At 67.8% G+C, this 15,975-nt stretch carries 15 protein-coding genes; 10 read left to right on the top strand and 5 right to left on the bottom strand.

From position 1 onward, the window contains the following. Both fmt and def read right to left on the bottom strand, forming a co-directional pair. The coding region (gene fmt / locus AC1DQP_RS07050; protein WP_478051321.1) for a methionyl-tRNA formyltransferase at window positions 1-764 on the bottom strand (764 nt) is incomplete at its 3' end. A gap of 99 nt (window positions 765-863) precedes the next feature. Next, a complete protein-coding gene (def, locus tag AC1DQP_RS07045; RefSeq protein ID WP_256775934.1) occupies window positions 864-1,376 on the bottom strand; it encodes a peptide deformylase in 513 nt (170 codons plus the stop codon). A gap of 126 nt (window positions 1,377-1,502) precedes the next feature. On the opposite strand from def, the gene AC1DQP_RS07040 reads away from it, so the two are divergent. The 9 genes from AC1DQP_RS07040 (at window position 1,503) to AC1DQP_RS07000 (ending at window position 11,158) form a co-directional block, all read left to right on the top strand. Beyond that, complete coding sequence (locus AC1DQP_RS07040; protein WP_478051320.1) at window positions 1,503-2,633, top strand: LysM peptidoglycan-binding domain-containing protein; 1,131 nt, start codon at window positions 1,503-1,505, stop codon at window positions 2,631-2,633. Window positions 2,634-2,706: 73 nt separating this feature from the next. Continuing rightward, entirely contained in the window at window positions 2,707-3,846 is a 1,140-nt protein-coding gene (gene dprA / locus AC1DQP_RS07035; RefSeq protein WP_457318959.1) for a DNA-processing protein DprA, read from the top strand. Between the two features lie 42 nt (window positions 3,847-3,888). Beyond that, complete coding sequence (locus AC1DQP_RS07030) at window positions 3,889-4,362, top strand: DUF494 family protein (protein ID WP_256775937.1); 474 nt, start codon at window positions 3,889-3,891, stop codon at window positions 4,360-4,362. Between the two features lie 37 nt (window positions 4,363-4,399). Beyond that, window positions 4,400-5,194: a GYF domain-containing protein gene (locus AC1DQP_RS07025; RefSeq protein WP_256775938.1), complete on the top strand. Its 795-nt coding sequence runs from the start codon at window positions 4,400-4,402 to the stop codon at window positions 5,192-5,194. A 43-nt stretch (window positions 5,195-5,237) separates the two neighbouring features. Continuing rightward, window positions 5,238-6,146, top strand: coding sequence for an RDD family protein (locus tag AC1DQP_RS07020; protein ID WP_256775939.1), 909 nt, complete (start codon window positions 5,238-5,240; stop codon window positions 6,144-6,146). Between the two features lie 190 nt (window positions 6,147-6,336). Further along, window positions 6,337-8,841, top strand: a complete 2,505-nt coding sequence (locus tag AC1DQP_RS07015) for a DNA topoisomerase I (protein ID WP_478051319.1) — start codon at window positions 6,337-6,339, stop codon at window positions 8,839-8,841. A 59-nt stretch (window positions 8,842-8,900) separates the two neighbouring features. Next, complete coding sequence (gene tsaC / locus AC1DQP_RS07010; RefSeq protein WP_256775941.1) at window positions 8,901-9,461, top strand: L-threonylcarbamoyladenylate synthase type 1 TsaC; 561 nt, start codon at window positions 8,901-8,903, stop codon at window positions 9,459-9,461. A gap of 44 nt (window positions 9,462-9,505) precedes the next feature. Further along, the gene (locus AC1DQP_RS07005) at window positions 9,506-10,309 is read left to right on the top strand and encodes a DUF4124 domain-containing protein (RefSeq protein ID WP_457318957.1); all 804 of its coding nucleotides are present in this window, start codon (window positions 9,506-9,508) and stop codon (window positions 10,307-10,309) included. 60 nt (window positions 10,310-10,369) lie between these two features. Beyond that, window positions 10,370-11,158: a hypothetical protein gene (locus AC1DQP_RS07000; RefSeq protein ID WP_457318956.1), complete on the top strand. Its 789-nt coding sequence runs from the start codon at window positions 10,370-10,372 to the stop codon at window positions 11,156-11,158. A 19-nt stretch (window positions 11,159-11,177) separates the two neighbouring features. Here the strand turns inward: AC1DQP_RS07000 and AC1DQP_RS06995 are convergent, their stop codons facing one another. After that, window positions 11,178-11,954, bottom strand: a complete 777-nt coding sequence (locus tag AC1DQP_RS06995) for an SDR family oxidoreductase (RefSeq protein ID WP_256775944.1) — start codon at window positions 11,952-11,954, stop codon at window positions 11,178-11,180. A 171-nt stretch (window positions 11,955-12,125) separates the two neighbouring features. Here AC1DQP_RS06995 and AC1DQP_RS06990 point away from each other — a divergent pair, with 171 nt between their 5' ends. Then, window positions 12,126-12,356, top strand: coding sequence for a hypothetical protein (locus AC1DQP_RS06990; protein WP_457318955.1), 231 nt, complete (start codon window positions 12,126-12,128; stop codon window positions 12,354-12,356). 97 nt (window positions 12,357-12,453) lie between these two features. On the opposite strand, the gene sppA is transcribed toward AC1DQP_RS06990, so the two are convergent. Both sppA and AC1DQP_RS06980 read right to left on the bottom strand, forming a co-directional pair. Further along, window positions 12,454-14,358: a signal peptide peptidase SppA gene (sppA, locus tag AC1DQP_RS06985; protein ID WP_256775946.1), complete on the bottom strand. Its 1,905-nt coding sequence runs from the start codon at window positions 14,356-14,358 to the stop codon at window positions 12,454-12,456. 99 nt (window positions 14,359-14,457) lie between these two features. Then, entirely contained in the window at window positions 14,458-15,828 is a 1,371-nt protein-coding gene (locus tag AC1DQP_RS06980; protein WP_256775947.1) for an MATE family efflux transporter, read from the bottom strand. Window positions 15,829-15,975 lie beyond the last annotated feature (147 nt).

Below are 15,975 nucleotides of genomic sequence, written 5' to 3'. Positions count from 1 at the left end.
CCCTGGTTGTCCGGCAGGGCCACCGCGCCGTGAATGCGCACGCGTTCGCCGGCCAGCGTGGCCTCGGCGATCGGCCACGGATTGAAGGCGCGCACGGTGCGCTCCAGCGCCTGGGCATCCTGTGCCCAGTCCAGCCGCGCTTCGGCCTTGTCCAGCTTGTGCGCGTAGGTCACCCCGGCCTCCGGCTGCGGCTGGGCAATCGGCTTGATCCCCGCGCGCAGCAGGCCCAGGCCATCGGACAGCACCTGCGCGCCCAGCTCGGCCAGGCGGTCGTGCAGGTGGCCGCCGGTATCGCTGGCGCCAATCGCGACGTGCTGCTTGAGCAGGACCGGGCCGGTATCCAGGCCCGCTTCCATCTGCATCAGGCACACGCCGCTTTCGGTGTCGCCGGCCTGGATCGCGCGCTGGATCGGCGCGGCGCCGCGCCAGCGCGGCAGCAGCGAGGCATGCACGTTCCAGCAGCCGTGGGTGGGGATGGACAGCACGGCCTTGGGCAGGATCAACCCGTAGGCCACCACCACCATCAGGTCCGGCTGCAGGTCGCGCAGCTGCTGCTGGGCTTCGGGGGTCTTGAGGGTTTCCGGCTGGAACACCGGGATGCCACGCGCGATCGCCTCCAGCTTCACCGGCGAGGGCATCAGCCCGCGCCCGCGTCCGGCCGGGCGGTCCGGCTGGGTGTACACGGCCACCACTTCATGGTGGCGCGCCGCCACGCGCAGCGAGGACACGGCGAACTCCGGCGTACCGGCAAAGACAATCTTCATGGCAACCCCACTTGCAGAAAGTAAAACGGCGCCGGTGACCGGCGCCGAACAACCGGGTGCGGCGCGCGGTCAGCCCGCGCGGCCGTGCCCGTGGCCATCTCAGGCAACGTGCTTGCGCTGCTTGGCCAGCTTCTTGCGCACCATCTCGCGCTTGAGCGGCGAGAGGTAGTCGATGAACAGCTTGCCGTCCAGGTGGTCCATCTCGTGCTGGATGCACACGGCCAGCACGCCATCGGTGGTCAGCTCCTGGGGCTGGCCCTGGCGGTCGAGGTAGCGCACGGTGATGTCGTTGGCGCGGGTCACATCGGCAAAGATGCCCGGCACCGACAGGCAGCCTTCCTGGTAAACCTGGCCGCCTTCGCTGGCCACGATTTCCGGGTTGATGAACACCTGCGGGGTGTCCTTCTCTTCGCTGACGTCGATGACCATGAAGCGCTTGTGCACATCCACCTGGCTGGCGGCCAGGCCGATGCCCGGGGCGTCGTACATGGTGTGGAACATGTTGTCGATCAGTTCCTGGAACGCCGGGGCGGTCACTTCGGCGGGTTCGAGCAGCGCAGCCTTGGTGCGCAGGCGCGGGTCGGGGAACTCGAGGATAGGCAGGATAGCCATGGCAAATACCGGTAGGGGGCGCCGGTCAAAGCGGCGTACGTCGCAATTCTATCGCCAACGCTTGCCCTGCGCCCCGGTTTCTGGACTATAGTGCGGGCACCTGTTGGGGAATCAGGCACCACACCTATGTTTGAACGTACTCGTACGGTCGTCGCCGTGGCGATGTTGACCGTCGCCACCTATGCTACCGCCGTTGAAGTGAATGGCGGGCACCCGGATACCTACGTCGTCCGCAAGGGCGATACCTTGTGGGACATTTCCGCGCGCTTCCTGAAAAAGCCGTGGTTGTGGCCGGAGATCTGGCAGGCCAATCCGCAGGTCAAGAACCCGCATCTCATCTACCCGGGCGACGTACTCAGCCTGGCCTACCTGGACCGCGTCGTGGCCCAGCCCGGCCCGCGCCAGGAAGCGCCGATCAATGCGATCCCGCTGGATCAGGTCGAACCGTTCCTGAAGCAGCTCAGCGTGGTCGATGAGATCAAGTCGCTGCCGTTCRTGGCCGGCCTGGAAGACAACCGCCTGCGCGCCACCAACGGCCAGGTTGCCTACGTGCGCGGCCTGGACGGGGCGGAAGTGGGCCAGCGCTACGCGGTGGTCCGTCCGACCGTCCGCTACGCCCTGCCCAAGCCGACCGAAGAGCTGACCGCCCGCGGTGAGGTCACGCCGGGCAGCGGCAACGTCTGGAAGAACTATTTCGTGCCCAGCAAGCGCAACCAGACGCTGGGCTACGAGCTGGCCCAGGTCAACATAGGCACGGTCACCAAGGTTGCCTCCGGCAATGTCGATGTGACCACCATCGCCCTGCAGACCCAGATCGGCGCGCGTGAAGTACGCAACGGCGATCGTCTGGTGCCGGTCGAAGCCAATCCTTACGACCTGCAGTTCTTCCCTCATGTCCCGGCGGCCCAGAGCGAAGGCCTGGACATCCGCGTGCTGGCGGTGACGGACATGTTCCTGTCCGGGGGGCCGCGTGATGTCATCGCCATCTCCGCCGGCAGCGCCAATGGCATCGACAACGGCACCGTAGTGTCGCTGTGGCGCCAGGGCCGCCACGTGGCCAACACGATGAAGTACCCCGGTTCGTCGCGGATGGACGATTCGCTGACCGACGGCGCCGGCCGGATCACCCTGCCCGACGAGTACGCCGCCCATGCGATGGTGTTCCGCACCTTCGACAAGGTCAGCTACGCGCTGGTGATGCAGGGGGTCAAGCCGGTCCAGGTCGGCTACGCGGCCAAGCACCCCGACGCGCAGTAACGCGGCAATTCCTGACGCAACACTCCGACGGCGCCCCAGGGCGCCGTCGGCGTATGCGGCCTAGCCTGAGGGGATGAGCCCCCTTCTCACCGATGATTCCGACACCGTGCTGCGTCTGGCCCTGGCCGGCGGCAGCGTGCTTTCGCGCCGCCGCCTGCTGGAGCAGCACGGCGATGCCGGCCACGCCCTGCGCGCCGGCCCGGCTGCCTGGCGCGCGGCCGGTTGCAGCCCCGGCCAGTGCAGCCGCCTGGCGACACCCGATCCCGCCCTGTTGGCCCGCGCACAGGCATGGTTGGCCGAACCGGACCACCACCTGCTGTCCATCACCGGCGAGGACTACCCGGTGTTGCTGCGCCACCAGCCGGAGGCGCCACCGGGCCTGTTCGTGCAGGGGGACCCGGCCGCGTTGTGGCATCCCGGGGTGGCCGTGGTCGGCAGCCGCACCCCATCCCCCAGCGGCGCCGAGCTGGCCGCGGAATTTGCCGGGGCGTTGGCGCGCAGCGGTCTGTCGGTGGTCAGCGGGCTGGCTGCCGGGGTCGATGGGCGGGCCCATGACGCCGCGCTGCAGGTACCGGGCGGACTGACCGTGGCGGTGGTCGCCACCGGGCTGGACCAGACCTACCCGCCGGCCCACGCCGGGTTGCAGGCGCGGATCGCCGCGCGCGCCGCCGTGGTCAGCGAGTACCCGCCCGGGATCGCGCCGAAGGCGCATCAGTTCCCCGCACGCAACCGGCTCATTGCCGGGCTGGCGCTGGGCACGCTGGTGATCGAGGCCGCCCATCGCTCCGGTGCGCTGATCACCGCGCGGCTGGCCGCCGAGGCCGGCCGCGAGGTCTTCGCCGTGCCCGGCTCGGTGCGCAATCCGCGCGCCCGTGGCTGCCATCGGCTGATCCGTGAGGGTGCCCAGCTGGTGGAGCATCCTGACGAGGTGATCGCCGGGCTGACCGCGCTGGCCGGCAGCCTCGGCCAGGCCTTGCGAAGCCGGCTGGACGCCCCCACTGAACAGGCACGACCCACGCCGCGAGGCGCCCCTCCCTTCTCCGACCCGAACTACCAGCGCTTGTGGCAGGCACTGGATGACAACCCAACGGGTATGGATTCATTGATCCAGCGCAGCGGATTGACGACGGCCCAGCTGTCGGCCATGCTGCTGATCATGGAACTGGATGGAAAGGTGGTGGCCCATTACGGGCGCTACTGTCGAAAACCCTAGTTTCTTCACCTCCACAGCGTCGTTGACGCAGGCCGAGGGGCAATGAAAGAGAGCATTCTGGATGTCCTGCTGTACCTGTTCGAACATTATTTCAGCGAGGATCCGGACCTTGTCCGTGACCGCGACACCCTCCAGAACAGCCTGATACAGGCCGGCTTCAGCCCCACCGAAATCAAGAAAGCGTTCGACTGGCTCGATGCCCTGGCCGACCAGCGGCCTGCCGTGACCCTGGCCCGGGTCGATGGCCCCGTGCGCATCTATCACGGGCCGGAGCTGGACAAGCTTGACGTCGAAGGGCGTGGTTTCCTGATGTTCCTGGAGCAGCACGGCATCCTCGACGCCAACCAGCGCGAGCTGGTGCTGGACCGGGCGATGGCGCTGGACCAGGACGAACTGGACCTGGACGACCTCAAGTGGGTGGTGCTGATGGTGCTGTTCAACCAGCCCGGTTCCGAGGCGGCGTACGCCTGGATGGAAACCCAGATGTTCATTGACGAACCGGAACCGCTCCACTGACCGTACACTGGGCGCCTTGCGCATTCAGGAGCGTGCCGTGGGCCAGTGGTTCTATGCAGAAGGAAATCGCCAGCAGCGTGGGCCGCTGGCGTCTGACGAGCTGATCGCGCTTTACCAGTCCAGCCGCATCGCGGCCGATACGCTGGTATGGCGCGACGGCATGGCGCAGTGGCAACCGCTGCGCGAGGTCGCCGACGAGATCGGTCTGGTCCTGGTGCCGCCCCCGACCAGCGCATCCGATCCCGTCATCCCGGCCGATATCGACACCGTGAGCGTCCCTGTGGAGCCGGTGGCACCGGTGCCACCGCAGATCCCCGCGCCGGTTCCACCGGTGGCGACGCCGCCGCCGACGACCGCCCCCCTCGCCGCTGGCACGGTGCCGCCGCGCAAGGGCCTGTCCGGCTGCGCGATCGCAGGCCTGGTGGCCGGCGTGTGCGTGCTGGTGCTGGTGGGCATTGCCGGCATCCTCGCCGCGATCGCCTTGCCGGCCTATCAGGAATACACGCTGCGCGCGAAAACCACGCAGGCTGTCGCGGAACTGGCGCCGATCAAGCTGCAGATGGTCGAGTTCGTCAGCACCAACGGACGCTGCCCGGTGAATGCCGATGAAGGCTTCCAGGCGGCCGAAGACTACGCGAGCGGCGCGCTGGCGGCGGTGCATATCGGTCGCTTCGACAACAGCCATTGCGGCATCGAAGCGGCATTGTCGGTGCCCGACCAGACCAAGCTGGACGGCAAGCTGTTGTGGCTGGATTACGACCCGGACCAGCAGCACTGGACCTGCACCTCCGAAGCCGACGACAAGTACCTGCCGCTCGATTGCCGCGGCTGACACCGGACCGATGTCCATGGACGAATCAAAGGGGATTGACGCAATGACTGAGTGGTATTTCGCCGATGGCCAGGAACGCCAGGGCCCGTTGACGGCCGATGAGCTGCGCCTGCGTTTCCAGCGCGCGCAGATCAACCTGGCCACGCTGGTGTGGCGCGAAGGCTATCCGCAGTGGAAACCGTTGTCTGAAGCGGTGGACGAGCTGCAGCTGCAGAACCTGTCCAGCGCGGCCGAGAACCTCGGCAGCGGCTTCGACCTGCGTGGCGATTACACCGCCATCGACAACGGCACCGCGCCGTTGCCCGGCACCGGGGGCGGTACCCATTCGCCGTACACGGCTCCGGCGGCCAGCAGCTATGCCGGCACGGCGGTGGTCAGTGGCGGTGACGTGGTCTATGCCGGCTTCTGGAAGCGCTTTGCCAGCTACTTCATCGATTCGCTGGTGGTCGGTGTGATCAACGTCCCGATCAGCCTGATCTTCAACGGGATCGGCGCGGTGTCGGGCAACGAATCGGTGGGCGTGGTGATGAGCCTGCTGGCGATGGCGGCCAGCCTGGTGGTGGGCGTTGCCTACTACGCCGGTTTCCATTCTTCGGCGGGCGGCGCGACGCTGGGCAAAATGGCCGTTGGCATCAAGGTGGTGCGGGGCAACGGCGAACGCCTCACGCTGGGCCGCGGTATCGGCCGCTACTTCGGTTTCCTGCTGAGCAGCCTGACCCTGATGATCGGTTTCATCATGGCCGCCTTCACCGAACGCAAGCAGGCCCTGCACGACATGATCTGCGACACGGTGGTGGTCGACAAATGGGCCTACACCGAGAACGAACACCTGCAGGAACCGGGCCTGGGTACCGTCACGATCGTGATCCTGGTCATTTCCGGCCTGGCCACGGTGGCCGCTATCGGGCTGGGCATCGCCATGATCGGGGTCATCGCCAGCTCGATGTCCTGAGTGGATCCTCACACCGGGCCGCTTGACACGAGCGGCCCGTCGTGATTCCTCTAATAAGAGAAAGAAGCTGAACGCCCGGCGCATACCCGGGCGTTCAGTTTATGGATATCGCCCGCTGCCCTTCACTAATGCGGCCATTTGCTCCACCCTAGCGCCCTCCCCCGGGCCGCTGCCCAAAGAAATAACTGACATGCCCAAGCACCTGCTCATCGTCGAATCGCCCGCCAAGGCCAAGACGATCAACAAATACCTCGGCAAGGACTTCACCGTCCTGGCCTCGTATGGGCATGTGCGCGACCTCGTGCCGAAGGAAGGCGCGGTCGACCCCAACAACAACTTCGCGATGCGCTACGACCTCATCGAGAAGAACGAAAAGCACGTGGATGCCATCGTCAAGGCTGCCAAGACCGCCGACGACATCTTCCTGGCAACCGATCCGGATCGCGAGGGTGAAGCGATCAGCTGGCACATCGCCGAGATCCTGAAGGAACGCGGGCTGGTCAAGGACAAGCCGATGCAGCGGGTGGTCTTCACCGAGATCACCCCGCGTGCCATCAAGGAAGCGATGGGCCATCCGCGCGAGATCGCCGGCGACCTGGTCGATGCCCAGCAGGCGCGTCGCGCGCTGGACTACCTGGTCGGCTTCAATCTCTCCCCGGTGCTGTGGCGCAAGGTGCAGCGCGGCCTGTCCGCCGGCCGCGTGCAGAGCCCGGCGCTGCGCATGATCGTCGAGCGCGAGGAAGAGATCGAAGCCTTCATCGCCCGCGAGTACTGGAGCATCGATGCCGCCTGCGCGCATCCGTCGCAGCCCTTCAATGCGCGCCTGATCAAGCTGGACGGGCAGAAGTTCGAACAGTTCACCGTGACCGACGGCGACACCGCCGAAGCGGCACGCCTGCGCATCCAGCAGGCGGCGCAGGGCGCCCTGCACGTCACCGACGTGGCCAGCAAGGAGCGCAAGCGTCGCCCGGCCCCGCCGTTCACCACTTCCACGCTGCAGCAGGAAGCCTCGCGCAAGCTCGGCTTCACCACCCGCAAGACCATGCAGGTGGCGCAGAAGCTGTACGAAGGCGTGGCCATCGGCGAAGAAGAAGGCACGGTCGGCCTGATCTCGTACATGCGTACCGACTCGGTCAACCTGTCCCAGGACGCGCTGGCCGAGATCCGCGACGTGATCGCCCGCGATTACGGCATCGCCTCGCTGCCCGACCAGCCCAACACCTACCAGACCAAATCCAAGAACGCCCAGGAAGCGCATGAAGCCGTGCGTCCGACCTCGGCGTTGCGCACCCCGGCACAGGTCGCCCGCTTCCTCACCGACGACGAGCGCAAGCTGTACGAGCTGATCTGGAAGCGTGCGGTGGCCTGCCAGATGATCCCGGCCACGCTCAACACCGTCAGCGTGGATCTGTCGGCCGGCAGCGAGCACGTGTTCCGCGCCAGCGGCACCACCGTGGTGGTGCCCGGCTTCCTGGCCGTGTACGAAGAAGGCAAGGACACCAAGAGCGCCGAGGACGACGACGAAGGCCGCAAGCTGCCGGCGATGAAGCCCGGCGACCGCGTGCCGCTCGATCGCATCGTGGCCGACCAGCACTTCACCCAGCCGCCGCCGCGCTTCACCGAAGCGGCGCTGGTCAAGGCGCTGGAAGAATATGGGATTGGCCGTCCGTCGACGTATGCCTCGATCATCCAGACGCTGCTGTTCCGCAAGTACGTGGAAATGGAAGGCCGCAGCTTCCGCCCGTCCGACGTCGGCCGAGCGGTGTCCAAGTTCCTGTCCAGCCACTTCACCCAGTACGTGGACTACGACTTCACCGCCAAGCTCGAAGACGAACTCGATGCCGTCTCGCGTGGCGAGGAAGACTGGATTCCGTTGATGGCCCGCTTCTGGGACCCGTTCAACAAGCTGGTGGTGGAAAAGAACGAATCGGTCGACCGTGCCGAGGCCAGTGGCGCGCGCGAGCTCGGCACCGACCCCAAGACCGGCAAGCCGGTCAGCGTCCGGCTGGGCCGCTTCGGGCCGTACGCGGCCATCGGCAGCACCGCCGAGGACGCCGAGGACAAGCCCAAGTTCGCCTCGTTGCGTCCGGGCCAGTCGATGCACACCATTGCCCTGGAAGACGCGCTGGAGCTGTTCCTGATGCCGCGCGCGCTGGGCCAGGACAAGGATGAGGATGTCAGCGTCGGCATCGGCCGCTTCGGCCCGTTCGCCAAGCGTGGCAGCACCTACGCCTCGCTGAAGAAGGAAGATGACCCCTACACCATTGACCTGGCCCGGGCGGTCTTCCTGATCGAAGAAAAGGAAGAGATCGCGCGCAACCGGATCATCAAGGAATTCGAGGGCAGCGAGATCCAGGTGCTGAACGGTCGGTTCGGTCCGTACATCAGCGACGGCAAGATGAACGGCAAGATCCCCAAGGATCGCGAGCCGGCGTCGCTGACCCTGGCCGACGTGCAGCAGCTGATGGAAGAAACCGGCAAGCCGGTGCGCAAGGGCTTCGGCAAGAAGGCCACCAAGAAGGTCGCCGCCAAGAAGGCCCCGGCCAAGAAGGCGGCGGGCGAGACGGTGAAGAAGGCGGCGGTCAAGAAGACGGCCACCAAGAAAACCGCGGTAAAGAAGGCAGCCAAGAAGACCCCGGCGAAGAAGGTCGCCAAGAAAGCGGTGAAAAAAGCAGTCAAGAAAGCCGCTTCCTGAGCCGGCTTTCGCCGCGCTGCGTCTATCCCCCTGTGCCGTAGCGGGGGGATAATCCCGGCATGAACGTACTCACCCTGGATACCGCCCTGCCTGCGCTGCGCGCCGGTGGGGTGATCGCCTATCCCACCGAAGCAGTCTGGGGCCTGGGCTGCGACCCCGGCAACGAGCCGGCGGTGATGAAGCTGCTGCGGATCAAACAGCGTCCCGTCGAGAAAGGCATGATCCTGGTGGCGGCCGAGCTGGCCCAGCTTGAGGGCTGGGTGCGTCTGCAGGCGCTGCCCGCATCGCGCCAGGCCGCCGTGCTGGCCAGTTGGCCCGGCGCGCACACCTGGATCCTGCCGGCGGGCCCGCGCGCGCCGCGCTGGATCACCGGGGAGCACAGCGGGATTGCGGTGCGGATCAGCGCCCATCCGCGGGTGGCCGCGCTGTGCCGCGCCTGGGGCGGCCCGCTGGTGTCCACCAGCGCCAACCTGGCCGGTCGCCCACCGGCACGCACCCGCGCCGAGCTGGACCCGGCGTTGCTGCCCCTGCTGGATGGACTGATCGACGGCGACACCGGCGGGCTGGCCCAGCCGACCCCGATCCGCGACGCGCTCAGCGGCGACATCCTGCGCAGCTGAGCCCGGGTTTTGCGTGCGTGCCGGCAAAGCCGCACACTGTGGCCATGCACCGACTGACCGCCCTGAGCCTGTCCCTGCTGCTATGCGCCGGCAGCCTGCCACTGGCCGCGCAGGATGCCGCCAACGTTCGCGTGTACCGCTGCGTGGGTAGCAACGGCGCGGTGGCGCTGCAGGATGCGCCCTGCCGCGATGGCCGCCAGGAAGTGCGCGACATGCAGCGCCCGCGTGATCCCGCCCCGCGCGTGGTGCGCAGCGACCGCGATCCGGATCAGGCGCCCACGCCCGCTGCCCCCCAGCGCGAAGTGCGCTATGTGCACGTGCAACCGCCGCAGCCCCTGTACGAATGCGTGCGCGATGACGGCGGCCGTTACACCAGCGACAGCGACGAGGGCAATCCGCGCTGGGTGCCGGTGTGGACCAGCGTGTACGCCCCTTATGGGCCCGGTTACCGCCCTCCCGGCGGCGGCCGGCCACCGCCGCGGCCGCAGCCATTGCCGCCGATCGCGCCGATGGGCGCGGGGTCGGTGCAGTCCAGCGGCGGTGCGCTGACCGTCTCCGGCGGCGGCCGCCACGGCGGGGGCAGCATCCGCATTGGCGGCGGCAGTACGCAGTGGGAAGGGGAACGCCAGGGCTACCCGGGCACCTACACCGACACGGTGATCCCGACCGGCAACGTGCTGGTGCGCGATCAGTGCACGCCATTGCCGCAGCAGGACGTCTGTTCGCGCCTCAAGGACCGCCGCTGGGAGCTGGTGCGCCAGTACAACAGCGCGTTGCAGGGTGAGCGCGATGCGCTCAGTCGCGAGCAACGCAGCGTTGATGCGCGGTTGGACCGCGACTGCCGCTAACGCGTGTTTCAATGTGCAGGCGCATTTGGCGCTGTCGACGACACGCACGAACCCACGCCGATGCATGTAGCTTCCGCTCCCACCCTGTGCGCGTCGCGCTCGACTCGCCCCGCGCTGCCCACCCGCGCGCTGCTGCTGGCCGCCCTGCTGTGTGCGTCTGCCGCCGCGCGGGCCGATGACGTGGTGCTGTTCCGCTGCACCGACGCCGACGGCGCGCTGACCGTGCAGAACAAGCCCTGCCCGGCGGGCAGCTCGCAGCGCATCGAGCGCTTCGTGGCGCCCGCGTCGCGCCAACCGCCGGGGACCGCCGAAACTGCCGGCACTGCCGCGCCAGCGGCCATCGCGCCTGTGGTCGATGCAACCGCCATGGCCGACATGCTCCAGCACGCCCCACTGCCGATCCTGCAGGGCGACGTGCAGACGTCGGTGGAAGCCGAAGGCAACGCCATCCTGGACAGTGACGTGGTCCGCCGCCAGGCGCAACAGGAGGCGGCGGCCGCGAAGGACGCCGCAGCGGTGGCCAAGGCGCCGCTGCCGGAGATCTACCAGTGCCAGGGCAGCGACGGCAACCGTTACCTGCACGAGCGCGAGCCGGCACCGCCGCACTGCGTGCTGATGACCGTCACCGGCCTGGGCGGCAACACGCCCGTCAATGCGGCCGGGTGCGAAGTGATCCGCGATCAGTGCGAAGCCGTCGCCGACGCGCAGCGGTGCAGCAGCTGGCAGCAGCGCTTCCGCGATGCACGTGGCAGCGAGCGTTTCGCCGCCCCGGAGAACAAGGCCAGGGCCATCGCCGAGCGCGAGCGGTTGCAGGCGATCCTCGCCGACAGCGATTGCGCCGTGCCGTAGCCCCAGCCGTTGCCCGGCCTCAGAACCCGTAACGCAGGAAACCGCCGTCCACCGCGATGCACTCACCGGTGACATAGCTCGACGCCGGCAGGCACAGGAACCCGACCGCCGCAGCCACTTCCTCGGGCTCGCCGATGCGGCGCATCGGGGTGCGGTCGATCACTTCTTCGTAGTAATCCGGGTCGGACAGCGGACCGGAGGTGCGCCGGGTGCGGATGTACCACGGCGCCACCGCGTTGACCCGGATGCCGTCTTCGGCCCATTCCACCGCCAGGTTGCGCGTCATCTGGTGCATCGCCGCCTTGGTCATGCCATACACCGCGCCGCTGCGCACGTGGGTGAGCCCGGACACGCTGCCGACATTGACGATCGCCGAGGCCGCATGCCGGGCCAGCAACGGGTGTGCGTACCGCGACAGTTCGAACGCCGAGAACAGGTTGGTCTCGAAGATCCCGCGCCATTCGTCTTCGGTGTATTCGGTGGCCGGCTTGGTGATGTTGCCGCCGGCGTTGTTGATCAGCAGGTGCAGGCCATCGCTGTGGTCTTCGACCCAGTCCAGAATCTCGCGGCGGTCTTCGTCATCTGAGACGTCGGCGGCCAGGCCATGGATCTCGCGATCGGGAAAGGTGTCGACCAGTTCATCGCGTGCCATTTCGAGCGCGTCGGCATCGCGGCCGACGATCAGCACGTCGGCACCGAAGCCCAGCAGTTCCCGCGCAATGGCCAGGCCGATGCCGGCACTGGCGCCGGTGATCAATGCGGTCTGTCCGTCCAGTCGCCAACGTTGCGCGCTCACATGTGTCTCCTGYGTCGGGGCACTGCCCCCTGCTGCCGGCGCGTTGCACCGTGCAACGCGTCCGGCGCAAGGATAGCGCAGCACTCGCGCACCGTCGGCGCACCCGCCATCACACTTGGCCTGCGCGACGGTGCGACACTGCCCTCCCCGGCCCATCGCGAGGCGCGTGCCATGAACATCCGTACTCTCCTGCCGTTGATTGCGCTGCTGGCCGCAACCGGCTGCAACCGACCAGTGCCAGCGCCGGCACCGGACACGCCGCCGGCGCCGCAGGCCACCGCGCTGCGCGATGCGATGCAGCAGCCACTCGACAAGGCCAAGGCCGCGCGCGACATGCTGGAAAAGGCGCCGGACCCCCGTGCCGCCGATGACGCAGGAAACGACGCAGCCAAAACACCCTGACCAATGCGGCAACGCCACCCCATGGGGTGGCGGCACGCGGTAGAGCCAAGAAAAAGCCCGGCATTCGCCGGGCTTTTTCATCTCGCGTTGCAACCGGTCAGAACCCGCAGAAGCAATACGCCAACGCCTTCACCGGGGCGCTGCCGCGCGGATCGCGGGCGGCGTCTTCGACGAAGCGCAGCTGGGTATCCAGCTCCGGCATCGAACGGGCCAGCATCAGCCGCGCCATGCCCGACTCGCCCAGCATCCACGCACCGGCGTGGCTGCCGGCGAAGCCGCTCATGAACTGCGCGAACGGGGTGGCGCCCTTCTCGATGTAGCGCACGCGGACCTTGTCCACGCCGCCCAGCTTGGCGCGCTTGGCGGCGTCGGCAACCGCCGCCTTGAGCCCGCCGAATTCGTCGACCAGGCCACGTTCCTTGGCCTGCGCACCGCTCCACACGCGACCGCGGGCGACTTCATCGACCGCCTCGACCGGCTTGTTGCGGGCGTCGGCGACCTTGCCGGTGAAATCGGCGTAGCCCTTGTTGATCACCGACTGGATCACCTGGCCCACGGCCGGATCCATCGGACGGGTCATGTCGAACGCACCGGCGAAGCGGGTGGTGCCCACGCCATCGGTGTGCACGCCGATCTTGTCCAGCGAACGGGCCACGTTCGGGATCATGCCGAAGATGCCGATCGACCCGGTGATGGTCGACGGATCGGCGTAGATGCGGTCGGCGTTCATGCTGATCCAGTAACCACCGGACGCTGCCAGATCCCCCATCGACACCACCACCGGCTTGCCGGCGGCCTTCAGCGCGACCACTTCGCGACGGATCTGCTCGGAGGCGAACACTTCACCGCCCGGCGAATCCACGCGCAGCACCACGGCCTTCACGTCCTTGTCGTCGCGCGCTTCGCGCAGCAGCGCCGAGGTCGACACGCCACCGACGCGACCGGCCGGCAGGTCGCCACCGGCGATTTCACCGGCCGCCACGATCACCGCCACCTGCGGACGCGAGTCCACCGGCGAACGACGGGTATCGAGCACCGACAGGTAGCTGTCCAGGTTGACGCTGCGGAAGCCGCCATCGGCGTCTTCATCGGCCACGCCACGATCGGCCAGCAGGTCTTCGACTTCCTCACGGGTCTTCAGGCCATCGACCAGCTTCTGCTGCAGGGCGAACTTGGCCAGGTCGCCACCGGCGGCGGCGATGCCCTCGGGCATGGTGTCGATGCCGGCGGCCAGCTGTGCGGCATCGAGCTTGCGTGCCTTGGCGATGTCGCCCAGGTAGCGCTGCCACACATCGGTCATCCAGAACAGATCCGCTTCCTTGGCCTGCGCCGAGGCCGCATCGAGCACGTACGGCTCGGCGGCGGACTTGTACTCGCCCACCTTGAACAGATGCACGTCCACGCCCAGCTTGTCCTGCAGGCCGGTGCGGAAGTACTGGCGGTAACGGCCGAGGCCTTCCAGCACCACGCCGCCCATCGGGTCCAGATAGACCTCGTTGGCCTGCGCGGCCAGCAGGTACTGCGACTGGCTCATGTTCTCGCTGAAGGCCACCACCTGCTTGCCCGAGGCACGCAGGTCCTGCAGCGCGGCGACCACTTCGCGCATCGAGGCGAAACCGCTGGGCTGCAGCTTGTCCAGCTGCAACACGACGCGTTCGATCTTCTTGTCGTCGCGGGCGGCTTCGATCGCGCGGATGAGGTCGCGCAGCTGCACCTCGTCGGCGCCGTTGTCGCCCACGGCCTTGGCCAGCGCGCGGCTGACCGGATCGGCACTGTACTGCTCGACCAGCTTGCCTTCCGGCGCGATCACCAGGGTGGTGCGGTCCTGCAGCGACTTGCCCGCGGTGGCGCTCTTGCCCATCGCGACGACGAACAGGATCAGCACCAGCAACAGCAGGCCGAAGAAGACCAGGTTGAGGATCAGCCTGCGGGTAAAGTTCATCACATCCCACAGCCCGATGAAGAAGCTGGCGACGGGATTGCGACGCGCGGGTTGGTTCATGGGGAAAACTCCAGTTGGCTTCTTGCCGTAGTGCCAGCATAGCCGTTGCCGGGCAGCCCGGCATCGGACACAAGTAAGGGGGTCGTCAGGCGGCGCATGTCACGCCGCCGTGGTGATGGGGCTGCCGACACGCCGGCTGCTGACGTGCAGCCGCCATGCCATCAGGATGGCCGCGGCGGTCAGGCCCAGGATCAGGCCCAGCCACATGCCCTGCGGCCCCATGCCCAGCCCGAGGCCGAGCCCGGCGCCCAGCGGCATGCCCAGGCCCCAGTACGAGAACATGGCGATGAACATCGGCACGCGGGTGTCCTTGAGACCGCGCAGCGCGCCGGCCGAGAGCACCTGGATGCCATCGGGGAACTGGAACGCAGCCGCATACAGCAGCAGTGTGGAGGCCAGCGCGGCCACGCCCATGTCGGCGGTGTAGACCCCGACGATGGCGTCGTGCCCGAACAACAGCACCAGCGCCGAAAGCGTCTGCGTGCCCAGGATGATCACCAGCCCGGCGATGGCCGCGCGGCGCACGCCCAGCCCGTTGCCGCTGCCGACCGCGTGGCCGACGCGCACGGTGGTGGCCTCGGCCACGCCCATCGGGATCATGAAGCACAGCTGGGCGACGTTGATCGCGATCTGGTGCGAGGCCGCTTCGGTGGCGCCCAGGCGACCGATCAGCAGCGCGGTGACGATGAACAGCCCGCCTTCCATCAGCACGGTGATGCCGATCGGCAGGCCGGTGCGCAGCAGGTCCCAGATCGCGGCCCAGCGCGGCGCCTCGAAATGCGAGAACAGCTGCAGGTGCGCAAAGCGCTTGGTCTTGAACAGGTAACCGGCAAAACACAGCGCCTGGATCCACATCATCGTGGCCGAGGCGACGCCCAGGCCTTCAGCGCCCATCTCCGGGAAGCCCAGCTTGCCGTAACACAGCACATAGCCCAGCGGCGCCAGCACCAGCAGGCCGCCGAAGCCCAGGATCATGGTCGGCAGCGTCCAGTGCATGCCTTCGCTGAGGTAGCGCATGCAGAAGTACAGGGTGAGCGCCGGTCCGCCCCAGCGCACCGCATGCAGGAACGCCGTCGCCCCGGGCACGATGTCCGGCGCGATGCCGAACGCCGGCAGCAGCGGTGGCACCACCGTGAGGAAGGTGAACATGATCAGGCCCAGGCCCAGCGCCAACCACAGCGCCTGGCGGAACAACGGGCCGATCTCGCGCTCGCGCCCGGCGCCGTGCAACTGCGACACCGAGGCGGTGAGCGAGATCAGCGTACCGATCGGGATCAGCATCGGCAGCCACAGCAGCGCGGTGCCGATGGTGACCGCAGCCAGCGTCTGTGTGCCGTGGTGGCCGGCGATGACGTTGTCGACGAAGGAAATCAGGCCGGTGGAAACGTGGCCCAGGACCAGCGGCAGCGCGAGCAGGCCGGTGGCGCGCACTTCGTGGGAGAGGCGCGGCGTGGGAGTTGCGATGGACATGGGAATCACAGACGACAACTACGGTCGCGCGCGGAGGGCACAGGCACCGGGTTGCAGCCGGGCATCTTACGCCCGCAGGCGATCAAAACCCACGATGGCCGGTAAACGTGCGGTTTGCGACAGAGGGCGCCACGCACTGCGTGACGC

Source organism: Stenotrophomonas sp. P5_A8, assembly GCF_056400545.1.
The sequence above is the reverse complement of the archived record's forward strand: the minus strand, read 5'-3'. Positions and strand labels throughout refer to the sequence as shown.

Excerpts from the sequence above, each read along its gene's own strand:
- AC1DQP_RS07005 (WP_457318957.1), top strand. The coding sequence starts at position 9,506 with ATGCACCGACTGACCGCCCTGAGCCTGTCCCTGCTGCTATGCGCCGGC.
- AC1DQP_RS07030 (WP_256775937.1), top strand. The coding sequence starts at position 3,889 with ATGAAAGAGAGCATTCTGGATGTCCTGCTGTACCTGTTCGAACATTAT.
- AC1DQP_RS07000 (WP_457318956.1), top strand. The coding sequence starts at position 10,370 with ATGCATGTAGCTTCCGCTCCCACCCTGTGCGCGTCGCGCTCGACTCGC.
- AC1DQP_RS06990 (WP_457318955.1), top strand. The coding sequence starts at position 12,126 with ATGAACATCCGTACTCTCCTGCCGTTGATTGCGCTGCTGGCCGCAACC.
- AC1DQP_RS06980 (WP_256775947.1), bottom strand. The coding sequence starts at position 15,828 with ATGTCCATCGCAACTCCCACGCCGCGCCTCTCCCACGAAGTGCGCGCC.
- sppA (WP_256775946.1), bottom strand. The coding sequence starts at position 14,358 with ATGAACCAACCCGCGCGTCGCAATCCCGTCGCCAGCTTCTTCATCGGG.
- tsaC (WP_256775941.1), top strand. The coding sequence starts at position 8,901 with ATGAACGTACTCACCCTGGATACCGCCCTGCCTGCGCTGCGCGCCGGT.
- dprA (WP_457318959.1), top strand. The coding sequence starts at position 2,707 with ATGAGCCCCCTTCTCACCGATGATTCCGACACCGTGCTGCGTCTGGCC.
- AC1DQP_RS07015 (WP_478051319.1), top strand. The coding sequence starts at position 6,337 with ATGCCCAAGCACCTGCTCATCGTCGAATCGCCCGCCAAGGCCAAGACG.
- AC1DQP_RS07020 (WP_256775939.1), top strand. The coding sequence starts at position 5,238 with ATGACTGAGTGGTATTTCGCCGATGGCCAGGAACGCCAGGGCCCGTTG.
- def (WP_256775934.1), bottom strand. The coding sequence starts at position 1,376 with ATGGCTATCCTGCCTATCCTCGAGTTCCCCGACCCGCGCCTGCGCACC.